The following is a 22,606-nucleotide window of genomic DNA, read 5'->3' on the forward strand; positions in this document are numbered from 1 at the left end:
CAAACCGGAGCCAGTCAGGTCTCCAGGGGAAAAGACTTTGCCATGAGCACACCAACTCTGGAAAACGCATTCGGCGTCGCCATCATCGGCATGGCCGGACGTTTTCCCGGCGCCCGGGACATCGACCAATTCTGGGATAACATCCAAAACGGGGTCAATTCCTTACGCCGGTTCTCGGACGAGGAACTGCTCGCCAGCAACATCGCCCCGGAACTGCTCCGGCATCCGGATTTTATCAAGGCCGGGTACATCCTGGACGACGTGGAGCTCTTCGACGCCGGTTTCTTTAATATTTCCCACGGCGAGGCGGAATACATCGACCCCCAGCAACGCCTGTTCCTGGAATGCGCCTGGCAGGCCATGGAAAACGCCGGCTATGTGCCCGGCACCGGAGACGCCGTGGTGGGCGTGTTTGCCAGCGCCGCCTTCAGCACCTATTTCCTGAACCTGCTCCAGGACTTTTCCCTGGCCAAACCAACCCGCGCCCTGAACGTGCTGCTGGGCAACGACAAGGACTACCTGGCCAGCCGGGTGAGCTACAAGCTCAATCTCCGGGGGCCGGCCGTGCTCGCCCAAACCGCCTGCTCCAGCTCCCTGGTCGGCATCTGCATGGCCTGCCAGGCGCTTATGGAATACCAGGTGGACATGGCCCTGGCCGGCGGGGTCAGCGTGGATATCCCCAGCAAGCACGGTTTCCTGCACCAGGCAGCCGACGGCGCCATTTCCCGCGACTGTCTGTGCCGCGCCTTCGACGCCGAGGCCTCGGGCGTGGCCACCGGCAACGGCCTGGGCATCCTGGTGCTCAAACGCCTCCAGGACGCCCTGGAGGACCGGGACACCATCCATGCCGTGATCCGGGGCTTTGCCACCAACAACGACGGTTCGGACAAGGTGGGTTTCACCGCCCCCAGCGTGCGCGGCCAGCGGGAGGCCATTGCCGAGGCCGTGGCCATGGCCGACGTGTCCCCGGCCACCATCGGGTACGTGGAGACCCACGGCACGGGCACGGTCATGGGCGATCCCATCGAGATCCAGGCCCTGACCGCAGGCTACGACGGCACGAAACTGCCCCGGCAAAGCTGCGCCATCGGCTCGGTGAAAACCAACGTCGGCCACCTAAACGCGGCGGCGGGTGTGGCCTCGGCCATCAAGGCCGCCCTGTGCCTTCGGGACGCCAAACAGGTCCCCAGCCTGCATTTCCACACCCCCAACCCGGCCATCGATTTCGAAAACGGCCCGTTTTACGTCAACACGCGCCTTGTGGACTGGCAAGGCGGGGACACGCCCCGGCGGGCCGGGGTCAGTTCCTTTGGCCTGGGCGGGAACAATGCCCACATCATCATGGAGGAGCCGCCACGAACGGACATGTCTGACGCCCCGCCCAGGCAATGGCACCTCCTGCCCCTGTCCGCCCGTTCGGAAAGCGCTCTGGAAACGGCCAGCCACCAACTGCGCGACGCCCTTGAACGCATTCCGGACGCCGATCTTTTCCACGCAGCCCACACGTTGCAAAATGGCCGCACCCCCTTTCCCCACAGAAAGGCGATCCTGTGCCGGGACCGGCAGGACGCGATCCGGATACTGACCACCGGGGATCCCAAACATACCCTGTTCTCCCGCGCCCCTGTGGGCGGCTCGGACAAATCCGTGGCCTTCCTGTTTCCCGGGGCGGGAACCCAGTATGCGGGCATGGGCGCGGAACTCTACGCCAAGGAACCGGTCTTTCGGGAAGCGGTCGACCATTGCGGCGCTCTCCTGGCTCCCCGTCTGGAGAGCGACATCCGCCAGGTACTCTACCCCGGACCGGATGCCTCGGAAAAGGCGCTTGCCGCCTTGTCCCAACCCATGCCTGGGCTGCCGGCCATCTTCGTCACCGAATATGCCTTAGCTGCCTTATGGCGCTCCTGGGGGGTGCGCCCCCGGGCCATGCTCGGCCACAGCCTCGGGGAATACGTGGCCGCGACCCTGGCCGGCGTGTTTTCCCTGGAAGACGCGCTCACCCTGGTGGCATGCCGCGCCGCCTTGATGGAGAACGTCCCCGAGGGCGCCATGCTCGTGGCGTTGGCCTGCGAGGAAACCTTGCGGGAATTCCTGGGCGACGCCCTCTCCCTGGGCGCCGTCAACGGGCCCAGCCTGTGCATGGTTTCCGGCCCCGTGGAGGCCATGACCGTCCTGCAGCGGCAGCTCAAGGAAAACAGGATCGGTTTCCGCCCTCTGGCCAGCGGACGGGCCGGGCACAGCGCCATGGTGGAACCGATCATGGAGGACTTTCGTCGAACCGTTTCGCGGGTGGCGCGCAACGCTCCGGAAATCCCGTTTCTCTCCAATGTCACCGGCGATTGGATCACCCCGGAGCAGGCCACGGACCCGGAGTATTGGGTGCAGCACCTGCGCGGCACCGTGCGTTTTTCCCAGGGCCTGGCGAAATTGCTGGAAACCCCGGACACGCTTCTCCTGGAGCTGGGCCCCGGGCAGGGGCTGAAAGCCCTGGCCGGCCGGCACCCGGACATGACCGACGCCCATCATGTGGTCGCCAGCATGCGCGATGCCCGCCAGACCGATCCGGACCTGCTGGTCTGCGCCAGGGCCCTTGGCTCCCTGTGGCTGGCCGGACTGGACGTCGACTGGAAAAAGGCCATGGACCCCCAGGACAAAGGCAGGAGGATTCCCCTGCCCACCTATCCCTTCGAACGGCAGCGCTACGCCATCACGCCCAAGCCCGGCCAGCGGCAACGGACCCTTGAGGAAGCGGCGGCCAAACGCCCCGACATCGCCGAATGGTTCTACGCGCCTTCCTGGAAACGCGCCCTGTCCCACCGGGCCTGGCGTGGTCCGGTCTCCCTGGCCGAACGGGAGACCTGGCTGGTTTTTACCGACATCCACGGATTGGGAAAGGCGTTTGTCGGCCATTTGTCCCGGTCCGGGCAGGATGTCGTGGAGGTTCGGGCCGGCGACGGCTTTGACGGCAGCGGAGGGACGTTTACGATCCATCCCGGCCATCAGGAGGACTACGACGCCTTGCTGCGGCGCCTGGCCGAGTCAGGACAAGGGCCACAACGGATCGTGCATTTGTGGAATATCTCGCCGGACGACCAGGTGGAGAGCGGACTTGCCTATTACGAGGCCGTGCAGGACCTCGGTTACAACAGCCTCATCTACCTCATGCGCGCCATAACGGCCGTCAACCTCGGTGGTAGAGACACCCAGCTGACCGTGGTGAGCACCAACCTCCAGGCGGTCACCGGGGCGGAACGCTTGTCCCCGGAAAAATCCACCCTGCTCGGCCCCTGCCGGGTCATCCCCAACGAGTTCCCGGCGTTTCGCTGCAAGAACGTGGACATCGAGCTGCCCGATACCGGGGCGGACTTGAGCCGGCTCGCTCGCCTGCTCCTTGGCGAATGCACCGCCTCCCAGGAAACCTTCCGGGAGGAAAAGACCGTGGCCTATCGCGGACGGCACCGCTGGATCCAGGATTTCACCCCCATCCCGCTGCAGGCGGAGGCCGGCAAGACCCCGCCGTTTCGCGACCGGGGGGTCTACCTGATCACCGGCGGCCTGGGCGGCGTGGGCTATGTGCTGGCCGAGCACCTGGCGGGCAGTTGCCACCCAAGGTTGGCACTGCTTGGCCGCACACGCCTGCCCAAGCGGCAGGACTGGGAGCGGTGGCTGGCCGAGCACGACCAGGACGACCGCACCAGCGAAGCCCTGACCAAGGCCCTGCGCCTGGAGAAACTGGGGGCCGAGATCCTGCCCCTGTCCGCCGATGTCAGTTCCCCGGAAGAAATGGGGGAAGCCTGGCAACGGATCGTGGACCATTTCGGCCCGATACACGGCATCATCCACGCCGCCGGCGTGGAGGGCGGCGGCATGATCGAGCTGCGCGACCTGGCCGATACCGACAGCAACGCCAATGCCAAGATTCGCGGCACCCTGGTCCTGGAGGCGTTGTCCCGGGACACGCCCCTGGACTTTTGCATCCTGTGCTCCTCCCTGGTCTCGTTTATCGGTTCGGTAGGCGGGGTGGACTACGCCTCGGCCAATATCTTTCTGGACACCTTCGCCAATGCCCGGGCCCGGGACAGCCGGCAGGGCATCATGGCCGTCAACTGGGACTACTGGGCCAACATCGGCATGGGCCGGGCCATTTTCAAGCGCCACCGGGCCGTGTTCGGCGAAACCCTGGACAAACTGGCCGGCGAGGACATGGCGGAGGCCATCGCCCCCCACGAAGGGGCCGACGCCTTCAACCGTTTGCTGTCCACGGCCTTCCCACAGGTGGTGGTTTCCACCCGGGATCTGCCCGCCCTCCTGGCCAACCTGCAAAAAACCGCCGGGGCCATGCGCACCGTGTTCGACCAGGCGAATCTGGAGGCCAAGGCCCATCCACGGCCCAGGCTGTCCAGCCCCCGCGCGGCTCCCGGCAATGAAACGGAACGGATCATCCTTGCGGCCTGGGAGGATGTGCTTGGCATCGAAGGACTTGGCGTCAACGATCCCTATTTCGAACTGGGCGGCGACTCGTTGCACGCCATGCCGCTCGTTGCCCGCCTTCGGGAGGCGTTTGGGATCGAGATCCCGCTGCGGATCGTCTACAGCCATGGCACGGTAGCGGAAATGGCCAGATTCGTAGCCGAAAGCCGCCAAGCAGACGAGCAGCAGGCAGACGCCGACGACGTGGCCTCGACCCGGACAGTTCCCAGGCCCATGCCGACGCCCTCCCGCGTACATCCCAATTGCGCGGCCGACAGCGCCGGCTCGTGATCCCAAACGGGCGAACAGAGAAGAGGAGGTCTTCTCATGAAAGAAGAACTGCGAGCCATCCTTGAATGCATCGAGTCCGAAAAGACCACCACCGAGGATTTCGCCCATGCCCGGCTGCCGGAAAGCATGACCGCCGTGCAGGTCCGGCGGTGCGACGTGGATATGTTTCAGGGCCTGGCCTTTAAGGACAAGGACCCCAGAAAATCGCTGCAGATCGATGAAGTCCCCTTGCCGCCACTGGGGCCCAACGACGTGCTCGTGGCCGTCATGGCCGCGGCCGTCAACTACAACACCGTGTGGACCTCCATTTTCGAACCAGCTCCTGGGTTCACCTATCTGGCCGACTTCGCTCGCATGAACAAGTACAACCGGCACCACAATCAGGATTACCACATTATGGGCAGCGACGCCTCCGGCGTGGTGATCCGGACCGGGGAGGCTGTCACGCGATGGGAACCGGGCGACCGGGTCACCATCTACGGCGCCGTGGTGGACCCGGAAGCGCCCGAAAACTACGCTGACTCCCTGCGCAACCCGAAGCTGCGGGCCTGGGGATTCGAGACCAACTTCGGCGCCTTCGCCGATTTCACCGTCGTGCGCCAAAACCAGCTTTTGCCCAAGCCCGAGCACCTGACCTGGGAGGAAGCCGCGTCCATGGCCCTGACGGCCAGCACCACCTATCGGATGCTGGTCTCCGAGCGGGGCGCCCGCATGAAACAGGGGGACAACATCCTCATTTGGGGCGCTTCCGGCGGCCTGGGCGCGTTCGCCCTCCAAATGGCGCTCAATGGCGGCGGTTTTCCCATCGCCATCGTCTCCAGCGACTGGAAAGCCGAAATGGTGCGCAGGCTGGGCTGCTCGGCGGTCATCGTCCTTGACCACCACAAGGGAGAAGGCAATTTCCTCAAGGACGACGGCAGCGTGGCCCTTCGGGACATCCAGCGGCTCAAAGTCAGGATTCGCCGGCTCACCGGCGGTGAGGACGCGGACATCGTCTTCGAGCACACGGGCCGCGCCACCTTTGCGGCCAGCGTGGGTGTGGCCAAAGTCGGCGGCAAGATCGTCACCTGCGGCTCCACCTCGGGTTACGAGCACGTCTACGACAACCGCTATCTTTGGCAGACCGTGAAATCCATCATCGGCTCCCACGGCGCCAACTACATGGAGGCCATGGACACCATCCGGCTCGCCTGCAAGGGCAGCATCACCCCGGTGCTGTCAACGGTCTATCCCTTCACCGATGCCAAGGAAGCCGTGTACAAGCTGCACAACAGAAGCCACGTGGGAAAAATCGGTTTGCTGTGCCTCGCCCCCCAGGAAGGGCTCGGCATCCGGGACAGGGAACTGCGCGAGCAGGTCGGGGAAGAACGCATCAATGTCTTCAGAGAGACGCCCCTGACGGTTGCGGCCAAGCGACACCGCCGCAACGCGGCGGCCTAGGCTTCTTGTCGAGATCGCATATGAAAAGACAATACAAGGACATGCCCTGGCTCATGGGCGCGGAAGGCGGAGACGATCCGCTCTTGCGGCTGTTCTGCTTCCCCTACGGCGGGTCCGGGGCCTCCATTTACCGCCACTGGCAGGAAGACGTCTCCGACGGGATCGAAGTCTGCCCGGTCCAGTTGCCGGGCCGGGAGAACCGGATCAACGACCCCCTGGCCACGGACATGGAAGGCCTGCTGGATTCCCTGCTTGCCTGCGTGGAAGACGGCTCCGATATCCCCTTCGCCTTTTTCGGCCACAGCATGGGAGGGATCATCGCCTTCGAGCTGGCCCGCCACCTGGGCGAGCGACACTTGGTCGAACCGGTCCACCTGTTTATTTCCGGCACCCCGATTCCCCGGATGTTCGAGGAGCACGCGCGGACCGGACGATGCTACCACAGGCTGCCCGACGATCAGTTCCTGAAACTCGTCCTGGGCACGTCCAAGGGAATCCCGGACCAGGTCCTGCTTTCCGAGGAAATGATGCGTCTGATCCTGCCCATCCTCCGGGCCGACCTGGCGCTTATGGAGTCGTTACCGCTGGCCTCCGGCCGCGCCCCCCTGCCCATTCCCATGACCGTCTTCGGGGGCGCCCACGACGAGCTGGTGGCGCCCACGGCCGTGGCGGCATGGGAAAACTACACCACCGCAAGCTTCACCAAGATCATGTTCCCCGGAGGGCACTATTTTCTGCACACGGATCACGACATGCTGTTGCGCCACATCAACGAAACAGCTCTTCTCTACCTGATATGACCGGGCAGCTCCGGCCCGACTTGCAGCAGGCCTTGTGCATGTATGATCCCGGTGCCATCCCGTGGTGGGCCTTGAAGGACTTGGCAAAATGGCTCAGACTCGAATAGCCCACGGCATACGCGACTTCCGTGACGTTCATGCAGCCGTTGTCCAGCAGACTCTTGGCCCTGTTGAGACGCAACTCCCGCAGATACCCGAAGATGGTGGTGCCGAACATCTCACGGAAGCACTGGTTGAGCTTGGTGTGCGACAACCCGACCACCCTGGCCAGTTCCTGGAGCCGGGGGGGGGTTTGCAAATCCTGCCCGATGAGTTCCTTGGCACGGTGGATCTGCTTGACCTCCTCGTCGCTGCAATTATTTTTCTTTTTCCAAATGGCCTCAGGGCTGAAAAACTGCGACAGGCTGTAGGTCAAAAGCTCCAAGGTCTTGCTTTCAAGATAAAGCCGGTTCATGGCTCCCTGGTAGGGACAATTCAGAATCTGATTGATGACCGTATTGATGTTGGTGGTCATCTCTAAAGGCTGTGAGTAGAACTGGTTGCAATCCTTGTTAAATATCGGATGGGTGCAAGGCAAAAACGACCGTCGGTGACAATCCATGAACGTCCTGAGCAGCTCCGGCGTGATATAAACCGTAACCGTTCCCACATGGGCGCGCACAGGCAACTTGGCGGTACCTTTCCATTGCGGCTGGTAAAAAATAGCGCTTTGCCCCGGTTCATAGTTCCAGTTGCATCCGTTCTGATCGAATGTTGCCTTCTCCGGATCTTTGGCCACGTTGAACGCCAGCACCCAGAAGGGATTTTCCAGGGAAAAATCCACCTCCGTCTCCCTGGAAAGATGATAATTGCCCACGGCCAACAGCAATCCTGGGCGAAACTTTATCATGGAAAGAGAGCCGACTCCGATTTCCCTGGGCCAACGCCAGTGATATTCATAGCCGACCTCGGCGTCCTGTATATTGTGCAAAGTGGAGAAACTTCCAAATAGTTCCTCCGCGCTCATTCTCTTCGTGTCCTTTTCCATTTTCCTGCGCTCATTGATTGCCGGCAATTCGATAGGCGCCCTGCGCTCGCGCCTTTCCCGCGCCGTGTCCGCAAACGTTTAGACACTGCGGGCTCATTTCCTACGATCATGCTGTCGTTCGATGATTCGCGACGTCGGCACGTCCAGCGGCCCCAGACACCGTATCGAAAAAGCCGTTTCGTTGCAGCCGCTCGGGCGTGGGAGGCCGCACCCCCACCGTCCTGGTCAGGCCAAGCCTCTGCCCCAATTCCTGCCAAACACGACAGGCAGTCAAGCAGTATTGGCCATGCCGCATGGCATCAACGCCTAGGACCATCTCCGACTTGAACCGCAAAAGAGCCCTTTTGATGGCATCTGTCCACACTTCGCCCAAAACATCTCCGTATGCACGTTCCTTGAAGGGACAAAGCATTTCCGTGGCAGGCAAGTCCAGGTACGATGAAGCGCCGAACATATCGAGCACACCGTTCTTGTCGCGCTCCACATACAGCCGTGGACTCCACAACACCGGTCCATGGGTCTCCGGCAACATGAGGGTGCCGTTTTCCGTGCACAGGACGATCCTGTGCAGCAGCAGTCCGGAATTGTCCGGGTCCTCGGGGGCAATGGTGTTCTGAATGCCCAGGCGCAGGGGAACCCCTCCCAGCCGCCCGGTCAAGGAGGTCAGGGGATCGTCGGCCCCAGCGTCAAGAGGGGCCGAGAAGGTCCAGGGCCGGAGTCCTCCCAGGACCCGGCCGAGGATATCCACCAGCGGATAGAGGACGTTGATGCCGCAGGCGGCGTCGACATACACTGCCCGGCTTCTTGCCAAGGCCTGCCTGGCCGCCGCGATGAAACCGCGCACCGACGGCAGGTCCGGATAAAAGCCGTTGAGGGCGTACCGACAACCGGCCCCCTGGGCCGCCTTGAGGCAGCGAACCAGATCGTCGTGATGCACGGGATGCTCCTGGAGCACATGGACGCCATGGCGCAGCAGTTCCAAGGCCAGGGCTGTCCCCGGGCCACCCACCACGGCCGAGCGCACCACCACGCAGGCCATGTCGATCTTGCCGAAAGGCAAGGCCGCAACCGTCGTGTAGCAAGGGACGCCATAGCGCCGGGCGCAATCCCGGGCCTGGTCGCTGCCGCGCGCCAGGATGCCGACCAGTTCGAAATCGCCGGCCAGGCGGGCAATGCCCTTGAGGTACACCCGGCCAAAGGTCGTTCCGCACACGACAACACGCAACCGGCTGTTTTGCGACGTCATAATACGCCCGCCTCCAGGGAAACACCCGATTTCGATTCCAGATCCGGGGCAATGTCCACGACGGTGAGCGACTCCACCACTGGGACAGCGCGGAGACGCTCCACCATGCTGTCCGGATCGAGCACGGCAAAAGCCCAGTGAACGCCGTTGTCCGGCCGGTCTTCCAGGATATGCCGGGCCACGGCAGCCGCCATGATCCCGCTGATCGTATAGCTGTCGGAGCTTTTGAGCATGGCCCGTTTGGCCACCGCCCGGCCTTGGCGCCTGCCCCGGACTTCCACCGTCATGGCGTACCAGGAATGGCGACCGGCCATGGCCAAGCTCGCCGCACGCACCAGTTCCCCCACAGCTGCGTCAAGGACCTCCGGCCCGGACTCGATGAGGCGTGAGCAGCCGCCGGACAGGGCGGCCATGGTCACCTCGTCGGCCATCACCGTATGCCAGCGGGCCTCGTCCAGCCCGGATTGCCGGGCCAGCAGGATGGTTTCCCTGTTGATGAAGGGCTGGACGAAAACACCGTCCCTGAAACCGGGAACGGATACGGGGCCGGACCTGTCCGGTTGTTGCCGCACCACCCGCCCCTGCCGCCAGATGGCATCGGGCGTGCCGAACCCGGCCACGGCACTGAGGAGCACATCCGCTCCGGCTCCCCACGAACAATACTCCCGGCCTCCGGCATGGCCGGACATGGATTCCACCATGTCGAAGCCCTGGGAAAAAAGCCAACGGGGCAGCACCCCGGACACCCCCGGAAACACCCCGGCCCCGAGCACGAACAGGCCTTGCTCCCCGGCCGGACCCGTCAGCAGCTTTCGCTCCAACACGTCTCCGCCAAAGGCGTCCACATAGGCGGCCCCGGCCTCCAAGGCGGCCATGGCCACGACATCGCCGATACGGTAGGACGGTCCGGCGCAATTGAGCACCACCGCACATCCCTGACAAAACCGGTCCAGGGACGCCCGATCGTGGAGATCGACGCGTACGGCCTCAAACCCTGCACCGCTATCCTGATCCGGGTCGACCCTGCGCTGGCCGCCACGGACCGGCCCCAGCCTCCGCAGCACGTCGCAGGCCACACGGCCCACCATGCCCCCATACCCGAGAATGCCTATGCCGTGAGGCGCGGTCATGCCTGTCCCTCCCCGCCGAGCAGCGCCTTGGCCACGCCCGCGACATGGGGTGGCTGCATGCAGGACATGTGGTTGCCTTCCACCTCGATGATCTCCAAACCGCCTATGGCCACTTCCCGCCAAAACGCCCTGATATCCGATGACACGCCGGGAATGGCGTGCAGGCTCGTATCCTTGGCATGAAACAGCCGGATGTCATGGGCCACGGGCATGGGCTCGTACCGGGCCACGGCGCCGAAGGTGTGCTTGAACACCTCGTAGAGCAACCGGGTCACGCCCAACTGGTACCCAGAGGAGGCGGCGTCCGCATTGGGCAGGGCCGCCGCGATGGCCGCCAGGCGCTGCTCCTGGTTTTTCCGGGCCAGAGCCCCATAGCATTGGCCCATGGCGGCGTACTCCCCGTCGAGGGATTCCAGGAAGCCGGCCTCGATGACATCGCCACGGGCGTCGAGGTTCCGGTTGATGGCTTCGCCCAGCCGGGCCTCGTCGGGATAATGTCCGGCCTTGACCACATCGGCCCCGAACAGGCGGCCAAAGGCGCGCTCCATCAGCATCTCGTCGCGCACCTGATACCGAAACGGCCCGCTGCTCACGATGACCAGGGGGGCGAGGTCCTTGCCGGACTCCAGCAGCACCCGCGCCGTTTCCAGGGCGATGAGCCCGCCGCTGCAATAGCCGACAAGTTCGAACCGGCCCGCGCCGGACGCCATGAGGCTTTGGGCATACCGCCGCCCCAGTTCCTCGATGATCCGGTCCTGGGGGATGGCCAGGAAGGCGTCGATGTCGGCGACGCTGAGCCCGGCGATGGTCCTCTCCCTGGCCGGCCCGTCGATGAAGTGAGGCAGCAGATGCCGATACGGCGCCAGGTTCCCGTTGCCGGTGTGGAAGAACACCGTCAAGGGGCTGTCCTTGTCACTGCCGGGAGCCAGAATGACCAGGGGCGAGACAGGGCCGGCCTTCCCCTCTGCGTCGTCGGAGGCGGCAACGCAGGCGCCCGCGACCAGCTTTTGGGCCACCGCGGCCACGGTGGGCTCCTGCAGCACCGCGCGCATGAGCCGCTCCCACTCCCACTGCCGGGCCTCGGCCAGGGTTTCACGCATCTTGGCCACCACCTGGGCGATGAGCAGGGAATCGCCGCCCGCCGCGAAAAAATCCTCCTTGCGGCCGATGTCGCCCCGGTTCAGGGCAGCGGTCCATATGGCGGCCACGCGTTGCTCCAGGCCCTCGTGGGGTGCTTGGCCGAGGCGCGGGGCGGCCTCCTCTTTCCTGGCGCCTACGCGTTGTGCCAGGGCCATTCTGTCCACCTTGCCATTGGCGGACAGGGGCATGGCAGGCAACACCTCGATATGGGCGGGGACCATGTACCGGGGAAGGCGCTCCCGGGCGAACGAGGCGAGTTCCCCGGCCGAAACCGCCCGATGTCGCCGGGGAAAACGCGTGACAAACGCGACCTGTCCCATGGCGGCCAGCCGGTCCTCGGGCCCGGGATACTGGCACAGCAGGTCGGCGCCCACGGCCGAGAACATCTCCAGCCACTGCTCCCGGGTGAAAAACGTCTGTCCCGTTTCGGCCCGCACGTCGGCAAATCCGGTCAATCCCTCCTTGAACTCCATGGAGGTCAACAGCGAATACTGGTTCCCGATGGCCTCGATAACCATCAGGATGCCGCCGGGAGCGGCAAGTTCCTTGAGGACGGCGAGCACCGTGGGCGCATGGTTGGAATTGTGCAGTACATTGGCGCAGACAATGACGTCGAACGCGCCCGCGGCCACCCCCTGCTCCCAGTACGGTTTGTTGATGTCGAACAAGCCATAATCGACCCAGGGATAGCGGACGAATCGTTCCCGGGCCTCATTGAGAAAAAAGGTGGACACGTCGGTGAACCGATAGGTCACGGGCTTGCCGTCCAGGTCTTCGATCAGGGCGCGCGTGGTGCCGCCGACGCCAGCGCCGATTTCCAGCACCCGCAACGGCCGGTCCGGCGTCTCCTTGCGGGCGTTCGCCAGGGTGAGCAGCGCCTCTCTGATGATGTTGTTCAAACAACGGCTGACCAAGTTGTCGTTATAGGCGGAAAGCGCCGTATCAAGGCTGCCCCGGGGGAACAGCAAATCCAGGGGATCGGTCCGTCCCTGGAGCAGGGCGGGCAGGTGGTCACTGGAAAGCCGCAGATAGTCCAACAGCTTTTGCCCGTAGTGCAGCTCGTTTTCCACGCGCTGCAGTTCGTCCCAGCAAAGCGGCAACTCCCGCGCCTCCGGAGGCGTTGCCGCCAGCTTGTAGAGGCCCGAATCCGCCTCCAGGACCAGCAATCGCTGGTCGCACAGCACGGCGAGCCAGCGGGACAGCAAGCGGCGCATGCGAGGATGCACCCGGCCGGCCGTCATGATGTCCTCAAGACTGTGCCTGGCGGCCTTGTCCGCAAAAAAACCCAGCCCGCGCAAGGTCCCGACCATGCCCAGCAACGCCGTCCGGTTCGCCAACTCCATCCAGCGGCCAAGCAGCTTCCGGTCCACCCGGGCAATGGCTGCGTCACCCGCCGCAGCGCACACATAGCCGAGGATCTCGACCTCCTCAGGCAGGGTGCCTTCGACCTGGCGGCAGGGCTCCACAAACGCGGCCAGCTTATAGCGCTGGGGCGTCTCCCCGGTGATCAGGGCCACAGCGGCGCGCACCGCCGGATGACTCCCAAGCACGCTTTCCACTTCGCCCAGTTCGATGCGGTGTCCGCGAATCTTCACCTGGGTATCGTCGCGTCCCAAGAATTCGATGACCCCGTCTGGACGGTACCGGCCCAGGTCGCCGGTATGGTAGAGACGCTCGCCGCTTTGGGGATGCACGATGAACCGCTCCCTGGTGCGCTGGGCGTCGTTCAGATAGCCCCGCGCCAGGCCGGCGCCGCCGATGTAGAGATGCCCCACCGTCCAATCGGGACACGGCCGCAACCGGCTGTCGAGCACATGCAACCACTGGTTGGCCAGGGGCGCCCCGTAGGGAATGGCAACACCCTCCTCCATGTCCCGGGGCACTTCATAGCCGATGGACCAGATGGCGGCCTCGGTGGCCCCGCCAAGGCTCATGACCGTGATGTCCGGGAAGGCAGCGCGCAAGGCGGGGGGCAGCGCGGACGGAATCCAATCCCCGGAAAGCATGGCCAGGCGCAAGCCCAAAGCCCGCTTCAGGGGCGCTTCGCCCGCCAGGGAGGTCAGCAGCATGTGCATCTGGGCCGGCACGGAGTTCCACAGGGTCACCCCATGCTCGCGGACAAGCCATGCCCAATGCCCCGGGTCGCTTCGCCTGTCCTCGTCGGGCAGCACGAGCACGCCGCCCGCGGCGAAGATCCCGAAGATATCATAGACGGAAAGATCGAAGTTCAGATTGGCCACGCCAAGCAGCACGTCCCGTTGGGTGACCTGAAAGCGGCTGTTGATATCGGCCACGGTGTTAAGCACCGCCCCATGCTCCAGCATCACGCCCTTGGGGGTGCCGGTGGTGCCCGAGGTGTAGATGACATAGGCCAGATCGGCCGGGTCCTTGGGCCAGGAGCGGAGAAGCGCCGCCTGGCCGGGTTCCAGGGAAGCGACGTCCAGGGAACGCACGGCCTCAGGCCAATCCGAGACCTCGCCCTGCACCAGGGCCAGACGCACCCGGGCGTTTTGCATGATGGCGTTTCGCCGCGCCGCGGGCTCCTTCATGTCCATGGGCAGATAGGCCGCGCCGGCGCAGAGCACGCCGAGCACGGAGGCCACTTGCAGGGCGCTTTTGGGCTGCATCACGGCCACGATGTCGTCCGGGCCGCACCCGGCTTCCACAAGAGCGCGCCGCACCGCCTCGGCCTGTCCGGCCAGGTCCCCATAGGAATGCCGCTGTCCCTGGCAGATCAAGGCGGTGCTGTCCGGAGCCTGGTCCACGGTGCGCAGGAATCCGTCCTGGAGCAGCCCCTCGGGCAGAGGCGCGCCGGTATCATTGACAGCCTGGCGAAGAGCCTGCACGCGAAAAGACAGTTCCAGAGGCGACGGCTCCTCCCACGCCTCCGGCTCCCGGGCCAGCCGCCCGAGCAGGGTTTCAAAAGCCGAGAAGGCATCCTTGACCATGCCCGGCGGGAAAACCCCGTCGCGGACATCCCAGTTGAGGCGCAGTTCCCCTTGCCGCTCGCTGACCTGGCAATCCAGCCAGACCTGGGGGGTCTGGCTGATGCTGTAGACAAGCTGGGCGTCGCGCATGAAGTCGCCGTCCAGACGGCTTTCCTTCCCCAGGCCCAGCATGCTGGTGAACACCACGGGGTAGACCGCCCGGGTCTCGCGACGGCGGCCAAGCTCGCGCAGAACCTCGATGCCGGAAAACGTCGCGTGCTCCATGTCCTGCCACAGACGATCCTGACTCTCCCGGGCGCGAGCGGCAAAGGGCCGGTCGCCGCCGGTGTGGGCCTCAAGGAGATTGACCGCCGTGAAATCCCCGATGATGCCGTCCATGCCCGGATGCAGGGCCGGACGGTCGAGCAGGGTGATGGCGAGGCAGAAGGAAGGCTGTCTTGCCCAGCGGCCCATGACCTCGGCAAAGATGGCCAACACGGCGCAGGACGGGGTGAGCCGATGTGCCTGGGCCTGCTCCCGGAAGGTCTGCCAGGCTTTGCGGCCCAGGCTGAGTTCATGGCGGGTAAAGGAAATCTCCCGAGCACCCGACCCACCGCCCAGCACCGGGAGTTCCGGCCCCTCGGGCATGGTTTCCAGCCTGTCCAGCCAATACTGACGGTCCTGCTCCCGGCGCGCGGCAAAGGACGGCAGTTCCCGCTGCCTTCGTTGGAACAGGACCACGTCCCTGAAGGTGATTTCCGGCTCCGGAAGAGGGCGCTCGGGAGTATGATACAAGTGGTCCAGCTCCGAAAACAGGATATCCACGCTCACGAAGTCGGCGATGAGCATGTCGATGGAGCAGTGCAGGATGCTCCCCGCGTCCGTCAGGGACAGGGCCAGTTCGCACAGCGGCCACTCGTCCGGGACATACTGCTTGGCCGCAAGCTCCCCACGGATGGCTTCACGTTGCCGCTGCTTGGGCATCGGATCGAGCCCGCGCAGGTCATGCACGGCCAGGGCCGGCGGGGTGACATCCGGCAGGACTTGCTGGAAACCGTCCTTGTGGACCACCGCCCGCAACATGTCGTGGCGCGCGATCACGGCATGCCACGCTTTTTCCAGTCGCCTGGGGTCCAGTTGCGGCATGCTGAGTTCCACATAGCCGTGGCAGCCCACCCCGCCAAAGGCGTAGTCGTCCGTGCGCCCCACGAGATAGGCCGCCTGCACGTCCGTCACCGGAAACGGCTCATGGCGGTGCGTTGGGTCAGGCGTCAGGGCCACATCCTCCACGGACTCAAGGTAGGCGATCAAATCCTCCTTGATGCCCCGCAACTCGGTCAAATGTTCCTCGTTGAGGGTTTCGGAAGGCGCCTTGAAGTGCAGCCGGCCGGACCGAACCCACAGCTTCACACCCAACGCTTCATATTTATGAATTATCTCAAGAGCTGTCACAAAGCACCTTCCTCAAAATGGTTGTTTTGCGGGGCTCGAGCCGACGCCACCCTCCGGTCCAAGGAAAGGAGCTGGTCGGCAAAACGGGCGATGGTCGGGGCCGCGAAAAAGGCCCGCAAGGATACGTCCTCGGGGACAAGCTCCAAGGCATGCAGCTGCCGTATGATCCTGGTTGCCTTGAGACTGTCGCCCCCGAGATGGAAGAAGTCGTCGTGGCGCGAGATGTTGCCGAGTCCCAGATGCTCCATCCAGATGGCGGCCAGCCGCCGTTCCAATTCGCCGGACGGGGATTCGGGCTCGCTGGCCCGCTGCCGGGGCCGGTGGCCTTCCAGGGCCGTGGCCAGGGCCTTGCGGTCCACCTTGCCGTTGTCATTGAGCGGCAAGGCGGCAAGGGGCATGATTTTCCCGGGGATCATATACTCGGGCAAATGCTCCCCGAGAAAACGCGCCAGTTCCTCTTCGATCCCGGGGTCCTCGAGCCGGTCCGGCGCCACGACCGCAGCGGCGACCAGAACGGCCGGGGCTCCCGTGGTCAGGGCCACTGCCCGTTGGACAAGGCCGTTGCGTTCCAGCACGGCCTCGATCTCGCCAAGCTCTATGCGATGACCGCCCACCTTGACCTGGGTGTCTTCCCGGCCCAGGAACTCGATATTGCCGTCGGGCAGATAGCGCCCCAGATCGCCGGTGCGGTACAGGCGCTCGCCAGTGACCGGATGGGTGACAAAGGCCGCGTCCGTTTTAGGGCCATCACCCCAGTAGCCCCGGGCCAGGCCGACCCCCGCGATGTACAGGTTGCCCGGCACCCAGTCGGGCCTGTCCCGAAACGCCTGGTCCAGGACATGGTAGCGCTGGTTGGCCAGGGGTTTGCCGTAGGGAATGCTTTTCCAGTACGGAGCGAGTGCGTCCACATCGAAGATGTTGGACCAGATGGAGGCTTCGGTGGCCCCGCCCAGGCCCGAGACGCGAAGGCCCGGGGCAAGCGCCCTGACGGCCCCGGGCAGGTCCAGGGGGATCCAGTCGCCGCTTAAGAGCACGGCCCGAAGGGAAGCCAAGGCCCCCTCCGCCCGGCCCGCGGCGGACTCCACCAGCATCTGCAACATCATGGGCACCGAGTTCCACAGCGTGACCCCATGCTCGCGCATAAGCGCCGCCCAGTGGGCGGGGTCCCTGGCCAGGTCGGCCCGAGGCAGGACAATGGCCCCACCCGCGGCCAGGATGCCGAACATGTCGTACACCGACAGATCGAAGTGCAGGTTGGACAGGGCCAGCACCCGGTCGCTTGGCCCCACGGCAAACCGGGAATTGATGTCCAGGATGGTGTTGCCCGCGCCGCGATGGTCGATCATGACCCCTTTGGGCTGTCCCGTGGACCCGGAGGTGTAGATGACATAGGCCAAATCCTCGGGAGACTGGACCGGCTTGGGCGGGGTCGTTTCCCGTGGCACCAGGGTATCCACGGCCACGAGTTCCACGCCCTCGGGCCACTGGATGCGGCCCATGAGCCAGGTCTGGGTCAGCACGACGCGTACCCGGGCGTCAGCCAGCAGATGGCGCATCCGTTTGGACGGCAGCGCCGGATCAAGCGGCAGGTAAGCCGCGCCGGCGCCGAGAACCCCCAGCACTCCGGCCACCTGCTCCCAGCCCTTGTCCATGACCACCGCCACCAGCTCCCCGGGCTTGGCGCCCCTTGCCCGCAGCAGATGCCCCAGGGTGGCGGCGTAGGCCCCAAGTTCGCCATGGCGTAAACATCTGTCCGGGGCCACCACGGCGAGCGCGTCCGGCCGGGCCTGTGCCTGTTCCTGGACCAGGGTGTGGAGCAAGGCCTGGGACACGGGCACGTCCGTGGCGTTGACGGCCCGGCGACGGCGAAGATGCGCCTCAGGCGCAAGCGACGGCACGGGCGCGTGCCAGGCCCGGTCGTCTTCGGCCAGACGGACGAGCAAGGCGCAAAACCCCTGGAACATGTCGTCGATCATGCCTTCCGGGAAAAGCCCGTCCACCGCGTCCCAGGTGAGCACGGCCTCGCCGTCGCTCTCGTAGGCCTGGCAATCCAGCCAGACCTGGGGGGTCTGGGAAACACTGTAGCCCATGGTGCCGAACAGGCCGAACCCGGCATCGTTGCCCAGGGAGCCCATGCCCAGAGCGCTGGTGAACACCACCGGCATGGCGGCGCGGCTGAACTCGCCGCGCCGACGGGCAATCTCCCGCAATGCCAGCACGCCGTTGTAGCTCCGGTGATCGAGGTCCCGCAGAAGTTGCCGCTGCTTGTGGACGGCCCGGGCCAGAAACGTCTCCTCGTGGTCGTTTTCCACGGCCAGCAGGGTCAGGGAGGTGAAGTCGCCCACGATGTCCTCCACCTGGGCATGCATGGGCAACCGGTTAAACAGGGTCAGGTTGATGGTAAACGCCTGGTTGCGACTCCACTGCCCGAGCACTTCGGCATAGACCGCCGCCAGCACCCCGGATGCCGTGATTTCATGGGCCCTGGCCCGCCGTTTGAGGGCATCCCAGGCGGTTTTGCCCAGGGTGAAGCCGCGCCGCCGGAACCGGGGCGTCTCGATGTCGGACGGGGCCTTGGCCAGAGGAAGATCCGGGGCCGGCGGCAGGGTGTCGAGGCGGTTGAGCCAGTAGTCCCGGTCGCGCTCGTACCGGGCGGTTTGGGGCAGCGCCTGGGCGGCCAGCACGTAATCGCGAAAGGAAAGTGGCACCTCGGGCAGGGAGGCGTCCCCCTCCGCGTAGAACCGATGCCAGTCCCGCATGAGCAGGGACAGGCTCCAGGCATCCACGATCAGGCAGTCGAAGCCCACATGCAGGCGCTGTTTTCCGCCGCCGAGCAGGGACACCCGGATATCGAACAAGGGCCAGCGGTCCGCGGGCAGCATCCGGGTGGACATGTCCCGGCGGACCGCCTCCAAGGCGGCCTGGCGCGCCTGGGGGGACAGGCCCGAGAGATCCGCAGTGGGGAAGGTAGCGTCGGGCACGGTTTCCAGAATGCGCTGGCTGCCGTCGGGCAGGATGACCGCCCGGAGCATGGCATGCCTGGCCACGACCCTGGCCCAGGCGCGGCCAAGGGCCGCGAGGTCCAGGTGCGCGCAGTCCAGCTCATAATAAAACAGGGCGGCCACATTGCCCAATTCCAGCTCGCGGTTCCGGCCCACCCAATAGGCGTGCTGGATCTCGGTCAGAGGAAAAGGCGCATGCAGACTGGCGGGGTCCGGCACGATGGCCGGCAGCCCGGCGGCATCGGAGCCGGCCTCCGAGTCCGGACCAGAAACGGCGTCCATGCCGGCGGCCAGTTCGGCCACGGTGGGCGTGGCAAAGAGCTTTTCCAGGGGCAGCTGCCAGTGCATGTCCCGATGCACGGCGGCCACCAGCCGGGTTCCCACCAGGGAATCGCCCCCCAGTTCGAAAAAGCTGTCATGCCGCCCCACCGGCCCGGTTCCCAGCACCGAGGCCCAGATGGCGGCCAGGCGTTTTTCGGTTTCGGTTTCCGGAGCCGCGAACCCGGGCGCCTCGTCCGCACTGCCGGCGACCAGGGCGGCAAGCGCCTTGCGATCCACCTTGCCGTTGGCTGTAAGGGGCAGTGCCGGCAGAATGTTCCAGATGCGAGGCACCATGAAGTCGGGCAGTTGCCCGACCAGATGATCCGTCAGCTTGCGCTCCAGGCCGTCTCCGGCCGGACCGCGCCCCACGGGCGCTGCCGGCACGACATGTCCGGCCAGATGCCTGCTCCCCTTGTCCCCTTCCACCACGGTCACCACGGCGCTCCCCACTTCGGAATGGCGCAGCAAGGCGGCTTCGATTTCGCCCAACTCGATGCGGTGGCCGCGTATCTTGACCTGAAAGTCCTGGCGTCCCAAAAATTCGATGGTGCCGTCGGGCCAGAACCGCCCCTGGTCCCCGGTGCGATACCAGCGCAGCCCGCCCGCTTCCACAAAGCGTTGCGCCGTCAGTTCCGGACTCCCCCGGTAGCCCTTGGCCACCCCGGCCCCGCCGATCCACAGTTCGCCCGGCACCCAGTCCGGGCAATCCCGGCCCAGGGTGTCCACCACGCGGTAGACCTGGCTGGGCAGGGGCCGGCCATAGGGAATGGAAATCCAATGCCCGGGCAAGGGCAGGGTCACATCGCAGTGGTTGGACCAGATGGCGGCTTCGGTGGCGCCGCCCAGGGCCGCCAGCCGGCAACCCGGCGCCACGTTTTGAAGCCGCTGGGGCAGATCCAGGCCGATCCAATCCCCCGAGAGCAGGGTCTGACGCAAGGGCAGGTCCCGGCGGCCTTGCCCCTCGGCCGCCACCAGCAGCATCTCCAGCAGGGTGGGCACGGAGTTCCACAGGGTGATGCCATGGGCCTCGATCAGGGACAGCCAGCGGGCCGCGTCCCGGTGCGAAGCGTCGTCGAGCAGCACCAAGGAACCGCCCACGGCCAGCAACCCGAAGATGTCGTACACGGAAAGATCGAAATCCAGGGCGGACACGGCAAGCGCCCTGTCGGTATCGCGCACGCCGTAGATCGTGTTTATGGCCTTGATGGTATTCCAGGCGGCGGCATGGCTCACCTCAACGCCCTTGGGTTCGCCAGTGGAACCCGAGGTGAAAATCACATAGGCCGTCTCGCCTGGGGCGACGGCCACAGGGGCGGGTAGCGGCTCCCGGCCGATTGCCTGGGCCACGTCCAGGACCACCGTGCCGTCCGGCCAAGGGACCTGGCCCCGGACGGCGTCCGTGATCACGAAGCGGACGGCGGCCTTTTGCAGGATGCGGTCCCGGCGCAAGGCCGGCTGGCCCGTGCCGATGGGCACGTAAAAGGCCCCGGCGGCGAGAATGCCGAGCACCGCGGTGATTTGCGCCGTGCCACGCGGCAGCACCACGGCCACCGGTTCCCCGGGCGTCACCCCGCTGTCCTTGAGGGCAGCGGCGACGCCCAAGGCGGTGGAGGCCAATGCGCCGTAACCGAGACCCGGTCCGGCGTCGCCCTCCACCAGGGCGATGCGCTTGGGCGTCCTGGCGGCCTGGGCGAAAAAGGACAGGTGCAGGCAACGCGACTGGCGGGACACGGCGGGGACCAGCCCCCTGGCCCGCCGCTTTTCCTGGTCCACCGGCAGCAACGACGGCATGGTCGTCCAGTCGTTGCCATCCCGGGCCAGCCACTGGGCCAAGCGCACAGAGGCGGCGAACATGGCGTCCACCATCCCTTCCGGAAACAGCCCCTCCACCGCGTCCCAGGCCAAAAGCAGCGTGTCATCGGTCTCGTAAATCTGAAAATCCAGCCAGACCTGGGGCGTCTGGGACACCATGAAGGAAAGCTCCCCCAGATGCTCCCGAAACTCCTGCGTCAAAAGCGGCGTCCCCAGGTTGCAGGCGAAAACCACCGGTGCCAGCAGGCGCTCTCCCTGGCGCATCCGGGCCAGATCGCGCTGGACCTGCACGCCGGAATAGACGGCGTGGGCCACATCGTTTCGAAATTGATTCTTAATATCATTAAGAGCATCCAAAAAAGAATCACCGGCGCGGCAAGCGACTTCCAGCAACAGGACCGTGGTAAAGTCCGCCACCACGTCCTCGATGCCCGGCATATCGGCCAACCGATCAAACAGGGGGATATTGATGAGAAAACGTGGCTGGGCGCTCCAACATCCCAGCACCTGGGCATACATGGTCAAAAGCACCATGGCCGGCGTGGTCCGGTAGGCCGCCGCCCGGGAGCGGATCACCTGCCAGACCCGGGGATCGAGCCGGTGCTGCCGGCGTCGAAACACGGGCACGTCCAGGGCCTCCGGCTTTTGGCGCAGGGGCAGGCCGGGCGCGCCGGGCAGCGTGTCCAGGCGGTTGCGCCAGTAGCTGGCGGCCGCTTCGCGATCCCCCTGCCGCTGGGCAACCATGCGGGCCAGACAGCGGGAAAAGCTCCAGTCCACCGGAGCCTGGGGTGCGGCATCCCGGGCATAGCCGGCGGCCAAGTCGCGCAGCAGGATATGCAGGCTTTGGACATCGGCCACCAGCAGATCCACATCGAGGTGCAGACGCGCCCGCCCCTGGGGCAGCAGGGTTAGGGAGAGGCCGGCCACCTCCCCGTCCTCCACGGCCAGTCGGCGATGGGACAACCGCTCGCGCAGTCCCACCAGATGGCTTTCCACAATTTCCCGGTCCGCCTGCCGCAGGTCATGCACGACCACGGTGTCGCCATGGGCGGTCTCGCCAATCGTCTGGGTCCCGTCCGCCAGAAATCGCGCCCGCAGCATGGGATGATGTCGAAACAGGCGCTTCCAGGCCGTTTCCAGACGCCGCGGGTCAATGTCCCGGCCATCGAATTCCAGATAGGCGTGGCAGCCCACGCCGCCCAGAGTCTGGCCATCCCTGCGCCCGATCCAGTAGGCATACTGCACATCGGTCAGGGGAAAAGCGGCCGCCTCGTCTTCCGGACAGGCCGCTTCCACGGCCCCCGGGGACGGCGAGTCCCCGGGTTGCCGCAGCAGGGCGAGCCAATCCCGCAGACAGGGACGCTCCATGAGCCTGGCAAAGGTGACGGGAGCTCCGGCACGGCGCCATTCGTTGGCAAGCCGCATGATCTTCAGGGAATCCAGACCGAATTCCAACAGGTTGTCGGACTCGGCCAGGGCGACAGGCGTCGGCAGCAGGGTCTGTATTTTGGCGTACACGGCCTCCGGAGCAAAGGGAGGTGCCGCACC

The 22,606-nt window shown here is 65.4% G+C and carries 8 protein-coding genes; 3 read left to right on the forward strand and 5 right to left on the reverse strand.

Annotated elements, in window-relative coordinates; translation table 11 throughout:
* Positions 1-42: 42 nt before the first annotated feature.
* From ACMZ6R_RS05300 to ACMZ6R_RS05310, 3 genes are read left to right on the forward strand one after another with little or no spacing between them, the layout of a single operon-like run.
* A complete protein-coding gene (locus ACMZ6R_RS05300) occupies positions 43-4,761 on the forward strand; it encodes an SDR family NAD(P)-dependent oxidoreductase (RefSeq protein WP_416109844.1) in 4,719 nt (1,572 codons plus the stop codon).
* Positions 4,762-4,797: 36 nt separating this feature from the next.
* Entirely contained in the window at positions 4,798-6,201 is a 1,404-nt protein-coding gene (gene ccrA, locus ACMZ6R_RS05305; protein WP_416109845.1) for a crotonyl-CoA carboxylase/reductase, read from the forward strand.
* Positions 6,202-6,221: 20 nt separating this feature from the next.
* Entirely contained in the window at positions 6,222-7,001 is a 780-nt protein-coding gene (locus tag ACMZ6R_RS05310) for a thioesterase II family protein (protein ID WP_416109846.1), read from the forward strand.
* On the opposite strand, the gene ACMZ6R_RS05315 is transcribed toward ACMZ6R_RS05310, so the two are convergent.
* From ACMZ6R_RS05315 to ACMZ6R_RS05335, 5 genes are all read right to left on the reverse strand, one after another.
* Positions 6,970-8,028, reverse strand: coding sequence for a helix-turn-helix domain-containing protein (locus ACMZ6R_RS05315; RefSeq protein ID WP_416109847.1), 1,059 nt, complete (start codon positions 8,026-8,028; stop codon positions 6,970-6,972). The two genes, ACMZ6R_RS05310 and ACMZ6R_RS05315, sit on opposite strands and share 32 nt — an antisense overlap.
* Positions 8,029-8,134: 106 nt before the next feature.
* Positions 8,135-9,274 carry a Gfo/Idh/MocA family oxidoreductase gene (locus ACMZ6R_RS05320; RefSeq protein WP_416109848.1) on the reverse strand — a complete coding sequence of 380 codons (1,140 nt, stop codon included), beginning with the start codon at positions 9,272-9,274 and terminating at the stop codon, positions 8,135-8,137.
* Entirely contained in the window at positions 9,271-10,404 is a 1,134-nt protein-coding gene (locus ACMZ6R_RS05325) for a saccharopine dehydrogenase NADP-binding domain-containing protein (RefSeq protein WP_416109849.1), read from the reverse strand. Before ACMZ6R_RS05325 ends, ACMZ6R_RS05320 begins: the two co-directional genes overlap by 4 nt.
* A complete protein-coding gene (locus tag ACMZ6R_RS05330; protein ID WP_416109850.1) occupies positions 10,401-15,923 on the reverse strand; it encodes an amino acid adenylation domain-containing protein in 5,523 nt (1,840 codons plus the stop codon). The genes ACMZ6R_RS05325 and ACMZ6R_RS05330 overlap by 4 nt, the downstream gene beginning before the upstream one ends.
* Positions 15,920-22,576, reverse strand: coding sequence for an amino acid adenylation domain-containing protein (locus ACMZ6R_RS05335; RefSeq protein WP_416109851.1), 6,657 nt, complete (start codon positions 22,574-22,576; stop codon positions 15,920-15,922). Before ACMZ6R_RS05335 ends, ACMZ6R_RS05330 begins: the two co-directional genes overlap by 4 nt.
* Positions 22,577-22,606 lie beyond the last annotated feature (30 nt).

Source organism: Solidesulfovibrio sp. C21 (assembly GCF_047785625.1).
In the GTDB taxonomy this organism is placed as follows: domain Bacteria; phylum Desulfobacterota; class Desulfovibrionia; order Desulfovibrionales; family Desulfovibrionaceae; genus Solidesulfovibrio.